At 73.3% G+C, this 21,081-nt stretch carries 14 protein-coding genes; 4 read left to right on the forward strand and 10 right to left on the reverse strand.

Annotated features, from left to right (window positions below; translation table 11 throughout):
* Positions 1-255 precede the first annotated feature (255 nt).
* Together P2H44_RS16545 and P2H44_RS16550 are read left to right on the forward strand one after the other, a co-directional pair.
* On the forward strand, positions 256-390 hold the full coding sequence (locus tag P2H44_RS16545) for a hypothetical protein (protein WP_275765109.1): 135 nt from the start codon (positions 256-258) through the stop codon (positions 388-390).
* A gap of 44 nt (positions 391-434) precedes the next feature.
* On the forward strand, positions 435-2,318 hold the full coding sequence (locus P2H44_RS16550; RefSeq protein ID WP_275765111.1) for a TniQ family protein: 1,884 nt from the start codon (positions 435-437) through the stop codon (positions 2,316-2,318).
* Between the two features lie 313 nt (positions 2,319-2,631).
* Here P2H44_RS16550 and P2H44_RS16555 read toward each other — a convergent pair whose 3' ends face one another.
* From P2H44_RS16555 to P2H44_RS16565, 3 genes are all read right to left on the reverse strand, one after another.
* Positions 2,632-5,154 carry a calcium-binding protein gene (locus P2H44_RS16555; protein WP_275765113.1) on the reverse strand — a complete coding sequence of 841 codons (2,523 nt, stop codon included), beginning with the start codon at positions 5,152-5,154 and terminating at the stop codon, positions 2,632-2,634.
* A 330-nt stretch (positions 5,155-5,484) separates the two neighbouring features.
* Complete coding sequence (locus tag P2H44_RS16560) at positions 5,485-7,065, reverse strand: arylsulfatase (RefSeq protein ID WP_275765114.1); 1,581 nt, start codon at positions 7,063-7,065, stop codon at positions 5,485-5,487.
* Between the two features lie 188 nt (positions 7,066-7,253).
* A complete protein-coding gene (locus tag P2H44_RS16565; RefSeq protein WP_275765676.1) occupies positions 7,254-8,240 on the reverse strand; it encodes an AraC family transcriptional regulator in 987 nt (328 codons plus the stop codon).
* Positions 8,241-8,557: 317 nt separating this feature from the next.
* Between P2H44_RS16565 and dmdD the strand changes: the two genes are divergently transcribed.
* Both dmdD and P2H44_RS16575 read left to right on the forward strand, forming a co-directional pair.
* Positions 8,558-9,364 (forward strand): methylthioacryloyl-CoA hydratase, encoded by an 807-nt coding sequence (gene dmdD, locus P2H44_RS16570; RefSeq protein ID WP_275765116.1) that lies wholly within the window; start codon positions 8,558-8,560, stop codon positions 9,362-9,364.
* Positions 9,365-9,547: 183 nt separating this feature from the next.
* Positions 9,548-11,869: a molybdopterin-dependent oxidoreductase gene (locus P2H44_RS16575; RefSeq protein WP_275765118.1), complete on the forward strand. Its 2,322-nt coding sequence runs from the start codon at positions 9,548-9,550 to the stop codon at positions 11,867-11,869.
* 17 nt (positions 11,870-11,886) lie between these two features.
* On the opposite strand, the gene kynU is transcribed toward P2H44_RS16575, so the two are convergent.
* From kynU to P2H44_RS16610, 7 genes are all read right to left on the reverse strand, one after another.
* Complete coding sequence (gene kynU, locus P2H44_RS16580; protein WP_275765120.1) at positions 11,887-13,086, reverse strand: kynureninase; 1,200 nt, start codon at positions 13,084-13,086, stop codon at positions 11,887-11,889.
* Positions 13,087-13,231: 145 nt separating this feature from the next.
* Positions 13,232-15,820, reverse strand: a complete 2,589-nt coding sequence (locus P2H44_RS16585) for a flavin-containing monooxygenase (protein WP_275765122.1) — start codon at positions 15,818-15,820, stop codon at positions 13,232-13,234.
* Between the two features lie 415 nt (positions 15,821-16,235).
* Entirely contained in the window at positions 16,236-17,510 is a 1,275-nt protein-coding gene (locus P2H44_RS16590) for a M20/M25/M40 family metallo-hydrolase (RefSeq protein WP_275765124.1), read from the reverse strand.
* Positions 17,507-18,466, reverse strand: a complete 960-nt coding sequence (locus tag P2H44_RS16595) for an arginase family protein (protein WP_275765126.1) — start codon at positions 18,464-18,466, stop codon at positions 17,507-17,509. Before P2H44_RS16595 ends, P2H44_RS16590 begins: the two co-directional genes overlap by 4 nt.
* A gap of 167 nt (positions 18,467-18,633) precedes the next feature.
* The gene (locus tag P2H44_RS16600) at positions 18,634-19,299 is read right to left on the reverse strand and encodes an amino acid ABC transporter permease (RefSeq protein WP_275765128.1); all 666 of its coding nucleotides are present in this window, start codon (positions 19,297-19,299) and stop codon (positions 18,634-18,636) included.
* 102 nt (positions 19,300-19,401) lie between these two features.
* Complete coding sequence (locus P2H44_RS16605) at positions 19,402-20,208, reverse strand: transporter substrate-binding domain-containing protein (RefSeq protein ID WP_275765130.1); 807 nt, start codon at positions 20,206-20,208, stop codon at positions 19,402-19,404.
* 55 nt (positions 20,209-20,263) lie between these two features.
* The gene (locus P2H44_RS16610) at positions 20,264-21,037 is read right to left on the reverse strand and encodes an amino acid ABC transporter ATP-binding protein (RefSeq protein ID WP_275765132.1); all 774 of its coding nucleotides are present in this window, start codon (positions 21,035-21,037) and stop codon (positions 20,264-20,266) included.
* Positions 21,038-21,081 lie beyond the last annotated feature (44 nt).

The following is a 21,081-nucleotide window of genomic DNA, read 5'->3' on the forward strand; positions in this document are numbered from 1 at the left end:
CTCGAGCCCATAGGCAATGTGCCGCCCGCAGAAGCCGAAGCCGCATTCCACGCTGCGCTGGAAACGCGCGATGTGGCCGCGTAGCTAACGAACATCGGCCTCCGGCAGACCCGGAGCGGTTCAGACATCCTCGAGGGCTGCTGCGACATCGCCGGGCTCGAGGCGCCCAGCGACCCGGGTCTGGTCGACTGGCTGATCCACGCGAGCCGCGGCCGCTTCGGCCGCTGCATCGAGAACAACATCAACGTCATCGAGGTGGCGCTGCTGCGCCGCGACGCGCAACTCACGATCCGGCATTTCGTGGAAGCCTGGGAGATGGCCGAGGGCTGCGCGCCCGAGCGCAACGTCTTCGTCGCCGCCCGCTGGGCGCAGATCGACCTCTCCGCCTGACCGTCGCCGCCCCGCCCATTTCGTTTCGATCCGGAGCTCACGCGATGACGACCCTGTTCCCGCACCTGCCCTTCGACCCGACCGAAACCCCGCTGTCCTTCGCGACCCGCCTGGCCGCGCTGCATACCGGCGACCGGCTCACGCCCTTCCTGACCGACTTGGGCATTCGCGCCGACCGCCTGGCCCGCGGCGACGAGACCTCGGTACGCCGCCTCTGCGAGGTGGCGGACGTCGACCGGGAGGCTGCGCTCGCCAATACGGCCATCGGCGGCGAACGCCGCCGCTATCGCCTGCGCGGCTTCGACATCTCGGCCGAGTTCCTCGCGAACCCCGCCACGGTGTTCTGCCCGGCCTGCCTGCGGGAGGACGACGCCCGCGACCCGCGCGCGGCGCTGGCCCGTCGGGGGCGGCTCGCCTGGACGCTGCGCCCGGTGCGGACCTGCCCGGCGCACGGCATCGCCCTGGTCCAGCGGGCGCCCAAGGGCTACGACGACAAGCTGCACGAACTGGCTGTTCGAGCGCCCGAGCGGGGCGAGGCGCTGGACCGCCTCGTCGACGCCGCCGAGGCCCGCTCCGTGTCGCCGCTGCAGACCTATGTCGAACGTCGCCTGGCCGGCGAGGCCGGCCCGGCCTGGCTCGATGCGCAGTCCCTCGAACAGTCCGCGCGCGCCTGCGAGATGCTCGGCGCCCTCGTCGCCGTCGGCCCGAAGGCGAGCGTCAGCGCCTTCACGTCGTGCGACTGGGACCGCGCCGGACGCGCCGGCTTCGCCGCCGCCGCAGAGGGCGAGTGCGGCATCCGGGCGGCGCTGCACGAGGTGCAGGCGACTTTCCGCGCCACCGGCGCCCAGCCGGGCCCGCGCAAGGTCTTCGGCCGCTTCTACGAGTGGCTCTTCGCCTCGCGCGGCGAGAAGGCGCCGGGCGACATCCGCCGGATCCTCGGCGAGCACATCTGCGAGACCATGGAGCTGGACGTCGGCCGCGAGGTCCTTGGCGTCGCCATCGAAAAGCGCCGCCTGCACAGCGTCGCGACGCTCGCCGCCGAGACCGGCTCCGACCGCCGCACGCTGCGCAACCTGCTGGCCGCCCGCAGCCTGGTCGGCAAGGACGACCATGCCGTCTACGACGTGTTCGACGCCGAGGCCGGCCGCGCCGTCGCGGCGACCCTGCAGCGGGTGGCGCACGCCATCATCCTTCCGAAGATCCTCGGCTGCTCGCGCCCGCAGGCCGAGGCGCTGATCGACGAGCGGGTCCTGCCGCCGCTGGCCGAGGGCTGCGCGCCCGGCAACAAGCACAAGGCGGTCGACGCAAGGAATGTCGAGACGCTGCTCGCCCTCCTGGCGTCCGAGGCGCCGACGGTGGAGGCCGCGCCGATCGGCCTGGTTCCGATCGCCAAGGCCGCCGAGAAGGCGAAGGTGGCCGGGATCGAGATCATCCACCTCGTGCTCGGCGGCTTCCTCGAGACTGTGGTGAGGCTGGAAGGGCAGGGCGGTTTCGCCGGCGTTCTGGTCGATCCCGGCGAGGTTCGTCGAGAGATCCGCCACCACCTGATCGGGATTTCGCCGATCGAGGCCTTCGGACGCCTCCGGATTCCGGTCCGCTCAGGCTGGGCGTTGACCGATGATGATCTTCCGGGCGGCGCCTTGCTGTCGCCGATCGAGGTGCAGGGAGCGAACGGGCGCCACCTGGTCCGTCGCTTCGATGAAGCCGAGGTCGATGCCTTGGCATCCCGTCTCATGAGCATCGCCCGGCTTTCGACCGAGACCTCGCTGTCGCGGCAGGAGGTTCGGCGCCGGCTGAGAGCCGCCTCGGTCCGGCCGATGCTCACCGAAGATCAGATCGGGGCCGATCTGTTCCGGGTCGAAGATCTCCCGGAAGACCTGGCGTCGGAACTGTTCCAAGACGGTCGCGCTGACCTCGCCGCCGCGTAGCCGACCCACATCGCCGAAAATCGAAAGGCCGCCCTTCGGGGCGGCCTTTTTCGTTTGGCCGCGTCCCGCCGGGGCCTATGTCTGATTTGTCATAATGCAGATTCAGCGCGCCTTTTGACGCCTGCGACCCAGTCGATCCGGAAACTGGTCAACTATTCATTGCATTGAGACCAAGCTGGCGGCGGCTTGGCCGGCGTGACGTCTCGTACATTGGCGTGTCTGTCGCTGCGATGGTCGATTGTTGCCCGCGCCCACAGGTGCGATAGCGGCGGCGCATCGGGCGCGCCGCCTCCATCGCGTCGGACGCAAGGGCTCAGAAGATCCCGATGTCGGCGGCGACCTGGTCGAGGTCCAGGGGGCCGTCGCCGCGCAGGGTCAGGACGTCGCCGCCGCCGAAGGCGAAGGTGGCGACGCGGCCGTTTCCGGAAAGGGTCGCGAAGGCGTCGACCACCTCCTGGCCGGTGTCGATGGCGGGGTCGCGGAACAGGTCCGCGTCGAGCCGCAGCGAGTCCGCGCCCGACTGGTAGTCCAGCGCCTCGTCCTTCCCGTGCCCCCTGGCGTAGACGAACACGTCGTCGCCCCCGCCGCCCGTCAGCTTGTCGCGTCCCGCGCCGCCGTCCAGCAGGTCGTCGCCGCCGCCGCCCTTGAGCGTGTCCTTGCCGGTGCCGCCGCCGAGGTCGTCGGCCCCGCCGCCGCCCTTCAGGACGTCCCCGCCCTTGCCGCCCCGCAGCAGGTCGGCCCCGCCGTCGCCGGCCAGGGCGTCGCCGCCGTCCTGGCCGAACAGGGCGTCCGCGCCGCCGCCGCCGGAGAGGTCGTCGCCCTTGTCGCCGCCCTCCAGCCGGTCGTCGCCGGCCTCGCCTTCCAGCGCGTCGGCGCCGTTCTGGCCGAACAGGGCGTCGTCGCCCTCGCCCCCGCGCAGCAGGTCGCCGCCGCCGGCGCCGCGGAGCTGGTCCTCGCCCGCGCCGCCGTCCAGCGAGTCCGCGCCGCCGCGGCCGGAGAGGCGGTCGTCGCCGCCGAGCCCGATAAGGATGTTGGCGCCGCCGTCGCCGCGCAGGACGTCCGCGACATCCGAGCCCTGCAGGTTCTCCACCGCGGTCAGCACGTCGCCCTGCGCGTCGCCGCCCGACTGGGCGCCCGGGCGCGTCAGGTCGACGTCGACGCCGGCGGCGCTGTCGGAATAGTCGGCCGCGTCGTTTCCGTCGCCGCCGCGGATCTCGTCGGCGCCCGCGCCGCCGGCCAGCAGGTCGCGGCCCTTGCCGCCGCCGAGCCGGTCGTCGCCGTCTCCGCCCTCGATCCGGTCGGCGCCCTCGCCGCCCGAGAGGTCGTCGTCGCCGCCCAGGCCGAAGATGCGGTCGGCGCCGCCGCCGCCCAGAACGACGTCGTCGCCCTGGTCCGCGCCGCTGATCTCGTCGTCGCCCTCGCCGGAGACGAAGCGCTCGATCCCGATCAGCACGTCGCGCTCGTCGTTCACCGGCGTCAGGATGTCGTCGCCGGTCACCACCCGGACGAAGCCGTCCAGAGGCGCGCCCCCGCCCAGCGGGTCGATGGCGAGGAAGACCTGCAGGTTCACGTCCGCGGGCGTGGCGGAGTAGTCGGCCGTGTCGAGGCCCGCGCCGCCGTCCAGCACGTCGACGCCGGCGCTGGCGATCAGGCTGTCGTCGCCCAGGCCGCCCGACAGGATGTCGTCGCCGGGCGTGCCCGCGAGGACGTCGTCGCCATCGGTCCCCTCGGTCAGGATCGGGGCGGCGAAGATGCGCGTCTCGATCGCGTCCTCGCCCTCGACCCGCCAGGTCAGCGCGATGCGCCCGTCGGCCAGCGATGCGGCGGTCAGGTCGGCGCCGTCGCGCTCCGCGGCCAGGAAGGATTCGCCCGCGGCCGCGCCGGCGGCGTCGAAGCGCTGGCCGCGGATCTGCGGCGGCTCGACCCCGTCGACGTCGTAGAAGACGACGAAGCCGCCGTCGGGCAGGGCGGCGATGGCGGAGTCGTCGTCCAGCCCGTCGATGGCCGCGCCTGTCTCGGTCACGGCCGAGAGCGGCTGCGCCTCGGCGTCGAAGACCTGGAACAGCACCCGGCTGCCGCCGAGGCTCTGCGTGCCCGAGACGACGAAGCCGCCGCCCTCCAGCGCCGCCACCGCCGGCTGCAGCGCCGAGCCGCCGGAGACCGAGAAGACGCCGGTCGCCACGGTCTCCCCCGCCGCGTCGCGGACCAGGATCCGGAACCGGTCGTCGCCGCCCGCGTCGCCGTCGGCGTCGACCACCAGCACGACGTTCCCGCTCTCCAGCGTCGTCGAGGCCAGGGTCGCCTCGCCGATGTCGTCGGTCAGGATCTCGTCGCCGCCGTCGCCGTCGGCCTGGCCGTCGCGCCCCTCGACGATGGCGCGGCCCTCGTCGCCGTCCGAGACGGCGTGGAAGACGAAGCCGTCGTCCTGGGCCGCGATGGTCGGGCGGAAGTCGAGGTCGAAATCCGCGAGGTCGATGATCGAACCCTGGGAGCCGGCGCGCAGGACCGCGTCGCCCGCGACCACGTCGTAGGCCCGCCCCAACACCGTCAGGCCGTTGGCCGCCAGGAAGGCCACGGCGAAGCCGCCGTCGGGCAGGGCCGCGAGGTCGTATCCGGCGACGGTGCTGATCGCGCTCTCGATCTCGAAGGCGTCGCCCAGCGGCGCGCCGTCGGCGTCGAACAGCCGGCCCTCGAGGGAGGAGAAGAACGCCTGGTCGATCTGCGTGACGACGAGGATGCGCCCGTCCGCGAGCGCGATCGACTGCGGGTCGCGGAAGGCGTCGGCCTCGACGCCGGAGGCGAAGGGCGCGTCGATCGGCCTGGGGTCGCTGGGCATCCGAAGTCCTTTCCATGGCCGACCGCGGCCTGGGGGCCTTCGGCGAAACGATCTGATCCGAAATGTCGACGCCCGGCGCGCGCGGGGGCCGTCGCGTCGGCGAGGTCTCAATCCTGGGGAATGAAAGTCGGCTCCGGGCCGGAAGGCAACACGGTTGCGCGATCACGCGGCCGCGGCGCGCCGTCCTGTGCGCGAGGGGCGGGATCGCGGGACCGGACGATCCGCGGGCCGGTCGGCCCCGGACCGGGCGGACGGCCCGGCCCCCGCGCGCGACGCGCGGGCCGGGCGGCCGCGGAGGAGCCCGGCCGTTTCCGGCCGGGCGCGGAGGGCTTACTGCATGCCCTGGCTCAGGAAGTCCTCGACCACGTTCGACATGTCGAACGAGGCGCCGCCCTGGACCGGCGGATGCTCGGCCAGCGTCTGGAGGTGCTGGGAGAGCAGCACGTTCATCGGCTGGAACAGCCAGGAGACCTTCTGGATCAGGTGGCCGAAGGAATCCGTCGAGTCGTAGCTCTCGAACGGGTCCATGCGCAGGTTGAACACCCGGGGCATCGAGTGGGCGACGATGTCGCCGTAGTAGTCCTCGCGGGTGATGAAATGGAACTTCCACGGCCCCATCCGCACCGCCGCGAGGCGCCCCTCGTAGTAGTGGAAGATGTGGGTCCGAGCGGAGTCCTCGGCGTCGCCTTCCCAGTAGGGCAGGTTGTTCACGCCGTCGATGACCTGGTCCTTCTCCTCCATCACCTCGGCGGCCACGTCCTCGATGCCGGCGGCCGCGGCGAAGGAGGTGAACATGTCCTGGTGCGCCTGGATGCCGTTGAGGGTCTTGCCCGCCTCGAACTGGCCGGGCCAGCGGAGCATCGAGATCACGCGGACGCCGCCCTCCCAGGTCGTCATCTTCTCGCCGCGGAAGGGCGTGGTGGCGCCGTGCGGCCAGGAGGAATGCTCGGGCCCGTTGTCGGTCGAGTACCACACGATGGTGTTGTCGCTCAGGCCCTGCTCGTCCAGCCAGTCGAGCACCATCCCGATGTCGTGGTCATGCTGGAGCATGCCCGAGCCGTGGTAGTCGGCCTCGGACGTGTATTGCTCGGCCGCGTAGCGCCACTCGTCGTTCAGGCGGGTGTAGAGGTGCATGCGCGAGGTGTTGAGCCAGACGAAGAAGGGCTCGCCCGCCTCCTTCGCCGCGCTCATGAAGTCGAGCGCCAGCGGGATCACCTCGTCGGCGTCGAAGTTCTTCATCCGCTCCTGCGTCAGCGGACCGGTGTCCTCGATGGTCTGCTTGCCGATGCGGCCGAAGCGGGGCTGCTCGGTCGGGTCGTCGGTCTCCGAGGCGAAGGAGTGGATCACGCCGCGGGTGCCGAACCGGGCCTCGTAGTCCTCGAGGCTGCCGGAGAAGGCCTCGGCGAAGCGCTGGTAGTCGCGCTGCTCGGCCTCCTCCTGGGTGTTGAGGTGGTAGAGGTTGCCGAAGAACTCGTCGAAGCCGTGCACCGTGGGCAGGTGCTCGTTGCGGTCGCCCAGGTGGTTCTTGCCGAAATGCCCGGTGCGGTAGCCCACCTGCTTGAGCTGCTCGGCCAGCGTGGGGGAGGCCGCCTGCAGGCCGAGCGGCGAGCCGGGCTGGCCCACCGTCGTCATGCCGGAGCGGATCGGGTACTGGCCGGTGATGAAGGCGGCGCGGCCCGCGGTGCAGCTCGGCTGGGCGTAGTGGTCGGTGAAGCGCAGGCCTTCCTGCGCGATCCGGTCGATGTTGGGCGTGGTGTAGCCCATCGTGCCCAGCCCGTAGGCGGACACGTTCTGCCAGCCGATGTCATCGCCCCAGATGACGAGAATGTTCGGCCGTTCCGCCTCCTGCGCGGCCGCGCCGCCGAAGAGCGACGTCGCGACGAGCGCGCAGATCGCCAGTGTCCTGGTCATGGTGTCCTCCCTTGCCCGCTCTTCTGCATCGAGCTTGAATATCAAAGCACAACTCAGGTGATCGCGCCATGACGCGCGAGGGGGGCGGGGCGGTTTCTCCTCCCGCGGGAGCGTCGGGTCGGGGGCTTCGTCGGGGCCGTCGCCGCGGAGCGCAGGACGGGCGCGGCGCCCGCCGGGACGGCCCCCGGTCAGCCCTTCCCGGGCCGGTAGAGGCTCGGCGCGGCGCCGGTCCAGCGGCGGAAGGCGCGGTGGAAGTTGGCGGCGGAGGAGAAGCCGAGGTCGTGGGAGATCTCCTCGACGCTCTTGCGCCCGTCGCGCAGGGCGCGGATCGCGAGGTCGCGGCGCAGGCCGTCCTTGATCGCCTGGAACGAGGTCTCGTCCGCCTCCAGCCGCCGCATCAGCGTGCGGGGCGTCAGGCCCAGGGCCGCGGCCACCTCGGGCAGGCGGCCGTCGGGGCCGTCGGCGCGGTGCAGAAGCTCGCGTACCCGGAGCGGCAGGCTGTGCTCGCGCGAGCGGGTGAAGATCCAGTCGCGCGGGGCGCGGTCGAGGAACTCGACCAGCTCGGCGGCGCTGCGGGCGACGGGCGGGCCCAGCGTCGCGGGATCGAAGGCGATGGCCGAGCGGGGGGCGTCGAAGTCCGCCGTCGCGGGGAACAGGACCGGGTAGTCGGCCGCGAAGGCCGGGCGCGGGAAGGCGAAGGCGACGCCCGCCACCGGCAGCTCGCGCCCCGCGAGCCAGGACAGCAGCCCGTGCGAGAGCTTCAGGATCAGCATGTGCCCGAAGCGCTGCACCGACGGCGGCGGCTCGGCGCGCGGGAGCAGCGACAGGCGCAGCCGGGCGGGGCCCGTCTCGACCTCCAGCCGCCAGTCGTCGAGCAGCAGGTTCCAGAAGGTCGAGAACCGGTGCAGGGCGGAGGGTAGGCTCGAGGCCTCGCGCACCGTGGTCAGCAGATGCTGGAGGGCGCGGGCGCGGATCGGGCGGCTCCACAGGCCCATCATCTCGTCCCCCGTCTCGACCGCGGCGATCTGGTAGAGGCGCACGATCTCGTCGAGGGTGATGCGCCCCGGCCGGCTGCGCGCGCTCTCGCCCAGGCCCGCGCGGCGCAGGAACGAGGTCAGCTGCGCCTCGGAGCAGACGCCGCGCAGGGCGGCGAGCCAGTCCTCGACGAAGGCCATTGACACGGTGGGGATGTCGGGCGGGGCCGGAACGGGCGACAGGGGCGGGGGCGCGGGCGATTTCGTCACTTTATGACAGCGATCTGTCCTCAGCGGAGATTTCGGAGCGGGTCCGGAGCATGTAGATGGCGCGATGCGACAGTACGGGGGAGGGGCCGGCCCGGTCCAGCCTGCGCGGGACGCGCCGCCGGCCGCGGCGGGCGCCCCGGGCGCGGGGGCGCGGGCCTCTCCGCCGTTCCGTCCGCCGCCCGCCCCGCCGCGCCCGGATCCCATCGGCCGCCGGGCTCCGCCTCGCCGCGCCAAGAAAGGACCGAAACATGGCCCTCGACCCCAAGGACCTCGCCTACGACAACCTCGCGATCCGCGAGCATGGCGACGGCGTCGCCATCCTGACCCTGAACCGGCCCGAGAAGCGCAACGCGCTCGACGTCGCCACCATCGAGGAGCTGGTGACCTTCTTCAGCTCGGCGCGCCGGATCGGCGTGAAGGCGGTGGTGCTGGCGGGGGCGGGGGACCACTTCTGCGCGGGTCTCGACCTGGTCGAGCACTGGAAGGCCGACCGCAGCCCCGACGACTTCATGCACGTCTGCCTGCGCTGGCACGAGGCGTTCAACAAGATGGAATACGGCGGCGTGCCGGTGATCGCGGCGCTGAAGGGCGCGGTGGTCGGCGGGGGGCTGGAACTCGCCAGCGCTGCCCATATCCGGGTGATGGACGACAGCACCTATTTCGCCCTGCCCGAGGGGCAGCGGGGCATCTTCACCGGCGGCGGCGCGACGATCCGGGTCTCGGACCTGATCGGCAAGGCGCGGATGATCGACATGATCCTCACCGGCCGCGTCTACCAGGGGCGCGAGGCGGTGGACCTCGGGCTGGCGCAGTATCTCGCCGAGGGGTCGAGCTTCGACCTGGCGCTGGAGCTGGCCGAGAAGATCGCCGCGAACCTGCCGCTGACCAACTTCGCGATCTGCTCGGCGATCAGCCACCTCAACAACATGTCGGGGATGGACGCGGCCTATGCCGAGGCGGTGGTGGCGGGCGTGGTCAACACCCAGCCCGCCGCCCGCGCCCGGCTGGAGGCCTTCGCCAACAAGACCGCCGCGCGCGTGCGCCCCAACGGCTGAGCCGGCGCCGGGCCGCGCGGCCGGCCGGCGCCGGCGCCGGCGGCGGGCGGGGCCGGTCCCCGCCCCCGTCGACCCGGCCCCGTCGCCCCGGCCCGCCGCCGCGGTTGCCCGAAGGGCCGTTCCCCGCTACCGCAGGAGGGGCGGGCCGCCTCCGCCCCCGCTCGACGACGAGGATACCGCATCATGTCCCAGCCCCGGCGCGTCCCCCATTGCAGCCACTGGGGCGCCTACGACGTCCTGGTGGAGAACGACGAGATCGTGGGGGTCGAGCCGTCGCCGCTCGATCCCGCGCCCTCGCCGATCCTGCGCTCGGTGGCGGCCTGGCTCGATCCCGCGCGGCGGGTGAAGACGCCCCGGGTGCGCGAGGGCTGGCTCGCCGCCCGCGGCAAGGGCGGCGCGGGCGAGGGCCGGGGACGCGACCGCTTCGTGGAGGTGAGCTGGGACCAGGCGCTGGCGCTGGTGGCCGAGGAGCAGGCGCGGGTGCGCGAGGCGCACGGCCCCGCCTCGATCTTCGCCGGCTCCTACGGCTGGACGAGCTGCGGGCGCTTCCACCATGCGCAGACGCTGGTGAAGCGCTGGCTGAACCTCGCCGGCGGCTTCACCGGCCATGTGGACACCTACAGCTACGGCGCGGGCCCGGTGATCCTGCGCCACGTGCTGGGCGAGACCGACGCGCTGACCGGGCGGGGGGTGACGCTCGACGCGGTGGCGCGCCACGCGGGCACGGTGCTGATCGTCGGCGCGCTCAGCCCGCGCACCGCCCAGATCGAGGCCGGCGGCCTCGCCCGCCGCACCCTGCCGCGCAACCTCGAGGCGCTGCGCGAGAGCGGGGCGCGGATCGTCCACGTCTCGCCCCTGCGCGACGACGTGCCGGCGGAGCTGGGGGCCGAGTGGTGGGCGATCCGGCCCGGCACGGACGCCGCCCTGCTGCTGGGGCTGGCGGGCGAGATCGTGGCGGCGGGGCTCGAGGACGCGGACTTCCTCGACCGTTGCTGCAGCGGCTCCGACCAGCTTCTCGCCCACCTGCGGGGCGAGGACGACGGGCGGCCGAAGACGGCGGAGTGGGCGGCGGAGATCACCGGCCTCGACGCCGAGGCGATCCGCGGCCTCGCCCGGCGCTTCGCGCAGACCCGCAGCTTCGTCACCGCGAGCTGGAGCCTGCAGCGCGCGCGCTTCGGCGAGCAGCCCTACTGGGCCGCCATCGCGCTGGCCGCGGTCGCCGGGCAGATCGGGCTTCCGGGCGGGGGCGTGAGCTTCGGCCTCGGCTCCACCGCCGGCAACGGCGGGCCGTTCGGCACCGGGCGCGCGCCCTCGATGACCGCCGGACGCAACGCCATCGACAGCTTCATTCCCGTGGCGCGCATCGCCGACCTGCTGGGGAACCCCGGCGCGCCCTTCACCTACCAGGGCGAGACGCGCGCCTATCCCGACATCCGCATGATCTGCTGGGCGGGCGGCAACCCGTTCCACCACCACCAGGACCTCAACCGCCTGGCCCGCGTCTGGGCGCGGCCCGAGACCATCGTGGTGCAGGATCCGATGTTCACCGCCACCGCGCGGCGGGCCGACATCGTGCTGCCGGCCTCGACCTCGCTCGAGCGCAACGACATCGCGGCGACCTCCCGCTCGGACACGATGATCGCCATGCACCGGGCGGTCACGCCCCGCTGGCAGGCGCGCGCGGACTTCGAGATCTTCCAGGAGCTGGCCGAGCGCACCGGCGTGCGCGCGGGCTTCGACGAGGGGCTGGACGAGATGGGCTGGCTGCGCCGGCTCTACGAGGACGCGCGCGCGGCGACCCGCGCGGCGACGGGGGCCGAGGGCGTGGGCTTCGACGAATTCTGGGCCCGCGGCTGGACCGAGAACCCCGCGCGGGAGGATCACGCCTACCTCGCCGGGTTCCGCGCCGACCCCGAGGCCGCGCCCCTGCGCACCGAGAGCGGGCGCATCGTGCTGGGCAGCCGCAAGCTGGCGGCGCTGGGCCATGACGACTGCCCTGCGCATCCCGCGTGGCTCGAGCCCGAGGAGTGGCTGGGCGCGCCCGAGGCCGAGGGGCGCTTCCACCTGCTGACCCAGCAGCCGCAGGGCCGCCTGCACAGCCAGCTCGACACCGGCGCGGCGAGCGTCGAGGCGAACAAGGCCGGCGGGCGCGAGGTCGCGACCCTGCACCCGCAGGACGCGGCCGGGCTGGGCGTGACCGAGGGCGACCTGATCCGCCTGTTCAACGCGCGGGGCGCGTGCCTCGCGACCGCGCGGCTGAGCGACACGCTGCGCCCCGGCGTGGCGGTGCTGCCGACGGGCGCGTGGTGGACGCCGGAGGGGGAGGGCGGCCTCGACCTCGCCGGCAATCCCAACGTGCTGACGCGGGACGTGCCGGCCTCGGCCTTCTCGGGCGGCTGCGCGGCCTACACCTGCCTCGTCTCGATCGAGCGGGTGGAGACGGGGGCCGAGGACGCCATGGCCCGCTATGACGCGGAACTGGCCGGGCTGGTGGCGGCGGGCTGAGCCGGCGCGCGCCGCGCTCAGGTCACCTTGGCGCGGCGGCGGAACTCGGGGCGGTCCCAGGCGGCCGTCTCCAGCACCTCGACCAGGATCTCCGCGGCGCGGGCGACCTCGTCGCGGGTGTTGTAGAGCGGCGCGAAGCCGAAGCGGATCAGATCCGGCGCGCGGAAGTCCCCGATCACCCCGCGCGCGATCAGCGCCTGCATCACCGCGTAGCCCTGCGGGTGGCGGAACGAGACCTGGCTGCCCCGCGCCGCCGGATCGCGCGGCGAGGCGAGGACGAGGTCCTCGCGCCCCGAGAGCGCCGCGACGAAGGCCTCCGACAGCTCGATCGAGCGGGCGCGCAGGGCGGCGAGGTCCACCCCCTCCCAGACCTCCAGCGCCGCGTCGAGGGCGGAGAGGGAGAGGATCGGGGGCGTGCCCACCAGCATCCGGTCCATCCCCTCGGCGGGGGCGTAGTCGGGAACGAAGCCGAAGGGCGCGGCATGGCCCATCCAGCCCGCCAGCGCCGGCGCGGCCTGCGCCTGGTGGCGCGGCGCGACATAGAGGAAGGCCGGCGCCCCGGGCCCGCCGTTGAGATACTTGTACCCGCAGCCCACCGCGAAATCCGCGCCGGCGCCGGCGAGGTCCACGGGCAGGGCGCCCGCGGAATGGGCGAGGTCCCAGACCGTCAGCGCCTCCGCCTCATGCGCTCGCGCGGTCAGCGCCGCCATGTCGTGCCGCCGGCCGGTGCGGTAGTCGACCTCGGTCAGCATCAGCACGGCCACGTCCGCGTCGATCGCGTCGGCCACCGCCTCGGGGGCGGCGAGGCGCAGTTCATGGCCCTGTCCCAGCGCCTCGGCCAGCCGCTGGGCGACGTAGAGATCGGTGGGGAAGTTGCCGGCGTCCGACAGGATCACCCGCCGCCCGGGCCGCATCGCGAGCGCGGCCGAAAGGACCTTGAAGAGGTTGACGGAGGTCGAGTCCGCCGCGCGCACCGCCCCGGGCTCGGCCCCCACCAGCCGACCGATGCGCTCGCCGACCCGGGCGGGCAGGTCGATCCAGCCGGCCTCGTTCCAGCCCCGGATCAGCAGCCGGCCCCATTCCTGCGCCGCGACCGTCGCCAGCCGCGCCTGCGCCGCGCGGGGCAGGGGGCCCAGCGAGTTGCCGTCGAGGTAGATCACCCCCTCGGGCAGATCGAACAGGGCGCGGGTGCGCGCGAAAGGATCGGATGGGGTCACGGGCGGGGCCTCCTGCGGGGGAGGCCTCTTGTTCCGCGGGCCGGCGGCGGGCGCAAGGGGGCGGCCGGCGGCCGGGGGCGAGGGTCGGCTCCCCTCGCAGGGGGAGAGGGGGCGGCCGCGCCGCCCCTTCCCGCGTCTCGCGCCGTCACTCGGCGGCGTGGCGGCGCGCCTCGAAGAAGCCGCCAAGCGCCTCGGCCATGCGGGCGCGGACCTCGGCGCCCGACAGGATCACGTCCACCGCCGAGTAGGAGGTGTGGATGTGGCCCCGCCCGACCAGCAGGGTGGTGGGCACGCCGGCGGCCTTCATCGCCTCGGCGTAGGCGATGCCCTCGTCGCGCAGGGGATCGAACTCCGAGACCACGACCATCGCCGGCGGCAGGCCCGCCAGCGACGTCGCGCGGATCGGGGCGACGCGGGGGTCCCTGCGGTCGGCCTCGTCGACGTAGTGGTCCCAGAAATAGTCCATCAGCTCCCGCGTCAGGACCGGACCGGCGGCGTTGTCGGCGTAGGAGGGGCGCGAGAAGTCGCTGTCCGTCACCGGCGTCACCAGGAGCTGCCCCGACAGGGCCGGCCCGCCGTGGTCGCGCGCGTGCTGGGCGCAGACCGCCGCGAGGTTGCCGCCCGCGCTCCAGCCCGCGACCGCGAGCTTGCCGGGCGCGCCGCCCAGCGCCTCCGCCTGCGCCCCGATCCAAGCCAGCGCCGCCAGCGCGTCGTCGACCGCGGCGGGGAACCGGGCCTCGGGCGCGTGACGGTAGTCGCAGGAGACGATCACCGCGTTCGAGCGCACGCAGAGATCCCGGCAGAAGGCGTCGTCCGAGACCTCGGAGCCGATCACCCAGCCGCCGCCGTGGAAATAGAGGACCAGCGGATGCGGACCCGGCGTGGCGGGGCGGTAGAGGCGATGGCGCAGCGGCGCGCCGTCGGCGCCGGGGAAGGTCCCGTCCACGACCTCGCCGACCTCGGGGCCCTTGGGCGACTGCTCGCCGATGGCGGTCATGGTCGCGCGAAGCGCCTCCGGGGGAAGCGTGTGCAGGGGCGGCAGGCCCGCCTCGGCCATCGCCTCGAGCAGCGCGGTCACGTCGGGCCGGAAGGGGCGTACGATCCGCTCGTCGACCCGCTCGCCGGCCTCGCCGCGGAAGTTCAGCCCGATCCAGTCGCCCGCCTTCATGTCCTCGCAGGCGCGGCGATAGGCGTCCACGCCTCCGATGAAGGGCAGGAAGCGCCGCGGCTTGCCCGGCACGTTGGCGCCCATGTACCAGCTGTTCGCGGTGACGTGCAGCGTCAGGTTCCCCGCGTCGTCGTTGTAGCGGGTCCAGGCGGCCTCTGCGGCCTTCGAGGGTTCGACCACCTCGCGCCCCTTCGCCGCCATGTCGGCCAGCAGGTCGTCCACCAGCTCCACGTGCTGCTCGATCGAGACGGCCATGTTGGACAGGACCGAGGGGCTGCCCGGCCCGGTGATCAGGAACAGGTTGGGGAAGCCCGCGGTCATCAGGCCCATGCAGGTCTGCGGGCCGTCGGCCCATTTCTCCTTCAGGCTCAGCCCGTCGCGGCCCTTGATGTTCACCCGCACCACCGCGCCGGTCATCGCGTCGAACCCGGTGGCGAGCACGATCACGTCGAACTCGTGCAGGCCGCTGCGGGTCCGCACCCCGGTCGCGGCGACGCCCTCGATCGGGTCCTTGCGCAGGTCCACCAGCGACACGTGGGGCAGGTTGAACGCGGCGTAGTAGCCGTCGTCGAGGCAGGGGCGCTTCGAGGCGATGGGATGGTCGGTCGGGCACAGGGCGTCCGCGGTCGCGGGGTCGTCCACGATCTCGCGGATCTTCTCGTGCATGAAGGCGACCATCGTGTCGTTGGCGGCCTTGTCGAACAGCGTGTCGGCGAACTGGGCGAACATCGGCTGAAGCTCTCCGGTCCGCCAGACATGCTCGTAGCGGCGGCGGCGCTCGTCTTCGGATACGGTCTTCGTCTGCTCCATCGAGACGGGGCCGGGCACGCCCAGCTTCGACCAGCGCGCGGCCTCGCGGTAGGCGTCGGGGTCGGCCTTGAAGGCGGCGATCCGCTCGTCGGAGACGGGGCCGTGGCGGGCGGGGATCGAGAAGTTGGGGGTCCGCTGGAACACGGTCACCGACCTGGCCTGCTTGGCGATCTCCGGGATCGCCTGGATGCCGGAGGAGCCGGTGCCGATCACCCCGACCCGCTTGCCGGCGAAGTCGACCGCGTGGTGCGGCCAGCGGCCGGTCGAGTAGACCTCGCCCTCGAAGGCCTCGATGCCGTCGAACTCGTTCTCCTTGGGGACCGAGAGGCAGCCGGTGGCCATGATGTAGTGGCGGCAGGTCAGGACGTCCCCGGCCTCGGTCGTGATGCGCCACAGGCCGGCGGCGTCGTCCCAGGCGGCCTCGGCCACGCGGGTCTCGAAGCGGATGTCGCGGCGCAGGTCGAAGCGGTCGGCGACGTGGTTGAGATAGGCGAGGATCTCGGACTGCTTCGCGTAGCGCTCGGACCAGGTCCAGTCGGTCTGCAGGTCCTTGTCGAAGCTGTAGGAGTAGTCGACCGAGAGGATGTCGCAGCGCGCCCCCGGATAGCGGTTCCAGTACCAGGTGCCGCCCACCCCGTCGGCGGATTCCAGCACCTGCACCGAGACCCCGCGCGAGCGCAGGCGGTGGAGCATGTAGAGGCCGGCGAATCCGGCCCCCACGACGATGACGTCGAGATCAGGTTTGGTGAAAGACATGGCGTTTCCTCGGGCTGTCGCGCCCGCATTCCGCGGCGGGCGTCGTCGGGCCGTTTTCGGCCTCTGACGGCGGGAGAGCGCTCCCGCGTCCCGGGGGCGGCGCGGCGCGCCGGAAACGGAATCCCCCGGGGACGCCTCCATGGAAATCGCCCTTGGGTTGCCGGTCAAGCCTTGCGACGCGTCCGCCGGTTGCGGGGCGCAACAACGTTACGTCAACGTGAGCTTGGGATGAGCGGAGGCTGCACCTGCGCTGAACACAGGCGGCCGGGGCCGCGGGAGAGCCGCTTCCGATGCGGGACCCGGAGTGCGCGGATCCGGGCGCCAGCGCGTCCGTGCAGGGCGGTCCCGCCGCCGGATCGTTTCGGCGGCGGGGCGAGGGGGCGGCGGAGGCGTCCGCGGCCCCGCCCCCCGGGGCCTAGCCCTCGAGGAAGCGCGCGGCGGAGGCGGCGATGGCGGCGGCGAGGTCGGCGAGCTCGCTCACCTCCAGCGCCTCGTCGGGGCCGCCGAGGTTGCGGGGCGTCAGGCCCATGGCGACCGTCTCGAACCCCGCGCGCCGCCACAGCCGGGCGTCGGAGCCGCCGATGCGCCCGTCGTGCCAGGCGTCGCCCAGCGCGGCCGCCGTCCCCTCCAGGCAGGCCCGCGCGATGGGGCTGCCGGCGGGGGTCCAGGTGGGCTCGTAGCGGCGCACGATCTCGAGCGCGACGTCGTGGGGGGCGAGCAGGCGGCGCGCCTCCGCCTCGACCTCGGCGGTCGAAAGACCCACGGGGATGCGCACGTCGCAGGCGGCGCGGGCCGCGCCGGGCACCAGGTTGGCCGAGGTTCCGGCCTCGATCCGCCCGAGGTTGACGGTCAGACGGCGCATGGTTCGGCGCGCCTCGGGCCCGTCGGCGCCGGGGTGGGCTGCGGCGGCGTCGAGGATGCGCGCGGCCTCGGCCGGCTCCTGCAGGGGCAGGGCCTCGAGGCCCCGCAGGGCGACCAGCGCGTCGAGCATCCGGTCGGCGGCGTTGTCGCCGGCGTGGACATGGGCGCCGTGGGCGGCGCGGCCCTGCGTGGAAAGCTCCAGCCAGAGCATCCCCTTCTCGCCCAGCCGCACGGCGCGGGGGCCGCCGGCGTCGGCCACGATCACCCCGTCGCCGCGGGCGCGGGGCAGGTCGTCGATCATCGCCTGGGTCCCGAGCTCGCCCATCCGCTCCTCGTCGCCGCCGAAGACCAGCGCGATCTCGCCGGCGAAGGGGCGGGCGGCGAGCAGGCGGGCGGCCTCGATCATCGCGATCAGCCCGCCCTTCATGTCGGCCGAGCCGCGGCCGTAGAGCAGCCCGTCCGCGATCTCGCCGCCCAGGGCCGCGCGGGTCCAGCGGGCGGCGTCGCCGATCGGGTAGGTGTCGAGATGGCCGTTCAGCACCAGCCGCCGCCCCGGCCGGGCGCCGGGGAGGACGGCCAGCAGGTTGGTCACCGGGGCCTGCGCCTCGTGGAACTCGATCTCCACGCCGGGCAGGTCGGCCATCAGGGCGGCGCAGGCCTCGGCCATCGGGCGGGTGGCCGAGGGGGGGGTCTGGCTGTCGATGCGCACCAGCTCGGCCGTGCGCGCGGCCATCTCGGGCGCGCGGGCGGCCATCCAGGCGCGCGTCGCGGCGCCGTCGCGGGCGTCGGGCGCGTCCCCGGCGGCGCCCGGCAGGTCGCGGGCGCTCATGCGCCGGCCCCGGGCAGGCGGGCGCGGGCGGAGCGGATCAGCATCAGGATCTCGAAGGTCACCGCGGCGGCGAGGAAGGCGGTCATGCCGTTCACGTCCTGCGGGGGGCTGACCGTGTTCACGTCTGCGGCCACGATGTTCAGCCCATCCAGCGCCTTCAGCAGGCCCAGCCCCTCGCGCGAGTTCAGGCCCCCCCAGACCGGCGTGCACACGCCCGGCGCGCAGGAGGGGTCGAAGACGTCCATGTCCCACGACAGATAGACGGGCCGGTCGCCCAGCGTCGCCTTCAGCTCGGCCACCACGTCGTCCTGTCCCCGCTCCAGGAACTGGGCCAGCGTCAGGGTGTTGTAGCCCAGCTCCCGCGCATGGGCGTGGGCGCCCGAGCGGATCGTCGTGCCCCGCAGCCCGAGGTGCCAGGACAGGCCCGCCAGCGCCCGCTGCTCCAGCGCCACGTGGGTGAACTGGGTGGAGGGGTCGATGGGATAGGCGGGGTCGATGGGATAGGCGTCGGTGTGGCTGTCGATATGCAGCACCGCCAGCCCCGGATGCACCCGCGAGGCCGCCCGCACCAGCGGCAGCGAGACCGAGCCGTCGCCTCCGAAGCCCACCGGCGCCGCGCCTTGGGAGGCGAGGCGGAAGGCGGCCTCCTCCATCGCGGCGAAGCTCTCCTCGATGCGCGAGGGGGTCAGGATCACGTCGCCCGCGTCGACCACGCCCATCTCGGCGATCACGTCGAGGTCGGCGCGCTCGCTGTCGTAGCGGCGCACGAGGGCGGACTGGGCACGGATCGCCTCCGGCCCCTGGCGCGAGCCGATGCGGAACGGGTGGATGCCGCAGTCGAAGGGGCAGCCCAGGATCGCGGCCTGCGCGCCGCGGGCGTCGGTGGAGAAGGGGGCCGACATGAAGGTCGGCGGGCCGCGGAAGAGGTCGGCGTCGGGCAGGTCTTCGAGGGGCATGGTCCGGGTTCCGTGGCGGCCGGCGCAGGGCGCGCGGGCGGCGTCTGGGCAAGGCGGCCGCCGCGGGGCGGCGGGTGGGGCAGGGCGGCCGGCGCCCGGCGGCGCCCGAGAGGGGCGCCGGCCCCGGGGCCGGGATGGACGAGGAAGGCGGCGGTCGGTCGAGCGTCTCAGCGGCGGGAGAGCCGACGCTCCCACACCCGGATCGCCATGGCCAGCGGCCAGCAGATCAGGAAGTAGACGACCGCGATGAAGGTGAAGATCTCCAGCGGGCGGAAGATCGAGGACGACAGCTCCATGCCGCGCCGGGTGATCTCGCCCACCGAGATGACCGAGCCCAGCGAGGAGTACTTGATCAGCTGCACGAAGTTCGCGGCCAGCGGCGGCAGGGTCATGCGCACGGCCTGGGGCATGGTGATGCGCACGAAGGTCTGCAGGGGCGTCAGGCCCAGCACCTGCGCCGCCTCGCGGTGGCCGACGGGCACCGACTGGATGCCGGCGCGGTAGGCCTCGGCGATGAAGGCCGAGGCGTAGAGCGACAGGCCGATTACCAGCGCCGTCCAGGCGTCGAGGTTGATGCCCAGCGTGATGGGCATGACGTAGTAGACCCACAGCAGCTGCACGAGGATCGGGGTGTTGCGGATCACCTCGCCCACGCTCAGGCCGATCAGGCGCAGGACGCGGAAGGGCGACAGGTCCAGCAGCGCGATCACCAGGCCGCCGACCAGCGCCAGCGCCAGCGTGATGGCCGAGATCAGCAGCGTCTGCTGCAGGCCGCTCATCAGGAAGTCGATGTTGGCGGGAATGACGTCCCACCGGAAGCTGTAGTCGCCCATTCGGCGGCCTCTCCGGGTTCGGGGTTCGCCGCGAAGGGCGCGGCGGTCGCGGGGCGCGAGGGGGCGGGGGACGGGCGGCCGGGGCCGCCCGCCGGCGCCGCGTCAGGGGGCCACGATCGGGCCCAGCTCGTTCTTCTCGGCGAACTGCTGCAGGCGGCCGTCCAGCTTGATGGTCGACACGAACAGGTTGATGTAGTTCAGCCAGATCTGGTCGCCCTGCGGGACCACGTAGGAATAGGGCGTCGGGCGCAGCGCGCCGTCGGGCTCGATCGTGTGGGTCCAGTCGAACAGCGAGGCGAGCTTCACCGAGGTTGGGTAGTCGGTCATCAGCACGTCGGCGCGCCCGGCGATCACCTCGCCTTCGCGCGAGGCGGGCGGGGCCACGGTGACCAGCTCGGCGTTCTTGAGGTAGCCGCGCATGAAGGGCTCGATGTAGGAGCCCAGCGTGACGACGACGCGCACGCCCTCCTTGTCGATGTCCTCCCAGGCCTGGATCGGCCCGCCCTTCTTGGTCACCGCGTAGATCGAGGAGACGAGGTAGGGATCCGAGAAGGCCACCGCCTGCGCGCGCTGCAGGGTGGCGCCGATGCCGAACATGCCGATCTCGCATTTGTCGGCCTGCAGGTCGGCGATGAAGGTGCCGAAGGAGCTCTCGACGATCTCGAGCTCCACGCCCAGCTCCTTGGCGAGCTCCTTCGAGAGGTCCGCGTCGATGCCCTCGATCTCGCTGGTCTGCGGGTTGCGGTAGGAGATCGCGTAGTAGTTCGGGTACTGGCACACGCGCAGCGTGCCCGAGGAGGTGACGCGGTAGAGGCGCGAGTCCGTCTGCTGCGCGGCGGCGGGCTGCGCGGCGGCGAACCCGCCGGCGGCGACGAGGGCGGCGAGGGCCGTCTTCAGGATCTGCTTCATGGGTCGGCTCCGTTGCAGGGAAGGGAGGGGGGAGGAGGGGGGCGTCTTCGGCGGCTCAGTCCTCGAGCCGGGCGAGGAAGCGGGCGGCGCGTTCCGTCTTGGGGGCGTCGAAGAAGCTCGCAGGCGCGCCTTCCTCGACGATCTCGCCCGCGTCCATGAAGATGACGCGGGTGCAGGCGCGGCGGGCGAAGCTCATCTCGTGGGTGACGGCGAGCATGGTCATGCCCTCCTCCGCGAGCTGGCGCATCACCGCCAGGACCTCGGCCTTCAGCTCGGGGTCGAGCGCCGAGGTCGCCTCGTCGAACAGCATCAGCCGGGGCTTCATCGCCAGCGCGCGGGCGATCGCGACGCGCTGCTGCTGACCGCCGGACAGGCGCTTGGGGCTGGCGTCGCGCTTGTCGGAGAGGCCGACCTTGGCGAGCAGCGCCTCGGCCTCCTCCACCGCCTGGGCGCGGGGCAGGCCGCGGGCGCGCATCGGCGCCTCGATCACGTTGCCCAGCACGCTCATGTGCGGCCACAGATTGAAGTGCTGGAAGACCATGCCGATGTCCGAGCGCACCGCCCGGGCGGCCCGGCTCACGGCGCGCGAGGGCGCGCCCGAGGCGATGATCGCGCCGTCCATGCGGATCTCGCCTTCCGAGGGCGTCTCGAGCAGGGCGAGGCTTCGCAGCAGCGTGGTCTTGCCCGAGCCCGAGGGGCCGACGACGCAGACCACCTCTCCGCTCTGCACGCCCATGGTGACGTCGCGCAGGACCGTGTTCTCGCCGAACCGCTTCGTGATAGCCCGCGTTTCGATCAGGGGCAGGGCGGGTGCTTCCGTCGGATGCATTCGGGCGGGACTCGCTGCTGATTCATTGGTCATCACGAGTCGTT

Origin of the sequence: Albimonas marina (assembly GCF_029223255.1) — a bacterium.
Lineage (GTDB): Bacteria > Pseudomonadota > Alphaproteobacteria > Rhodobacterales > Rhodobacteraceae > Albimonas.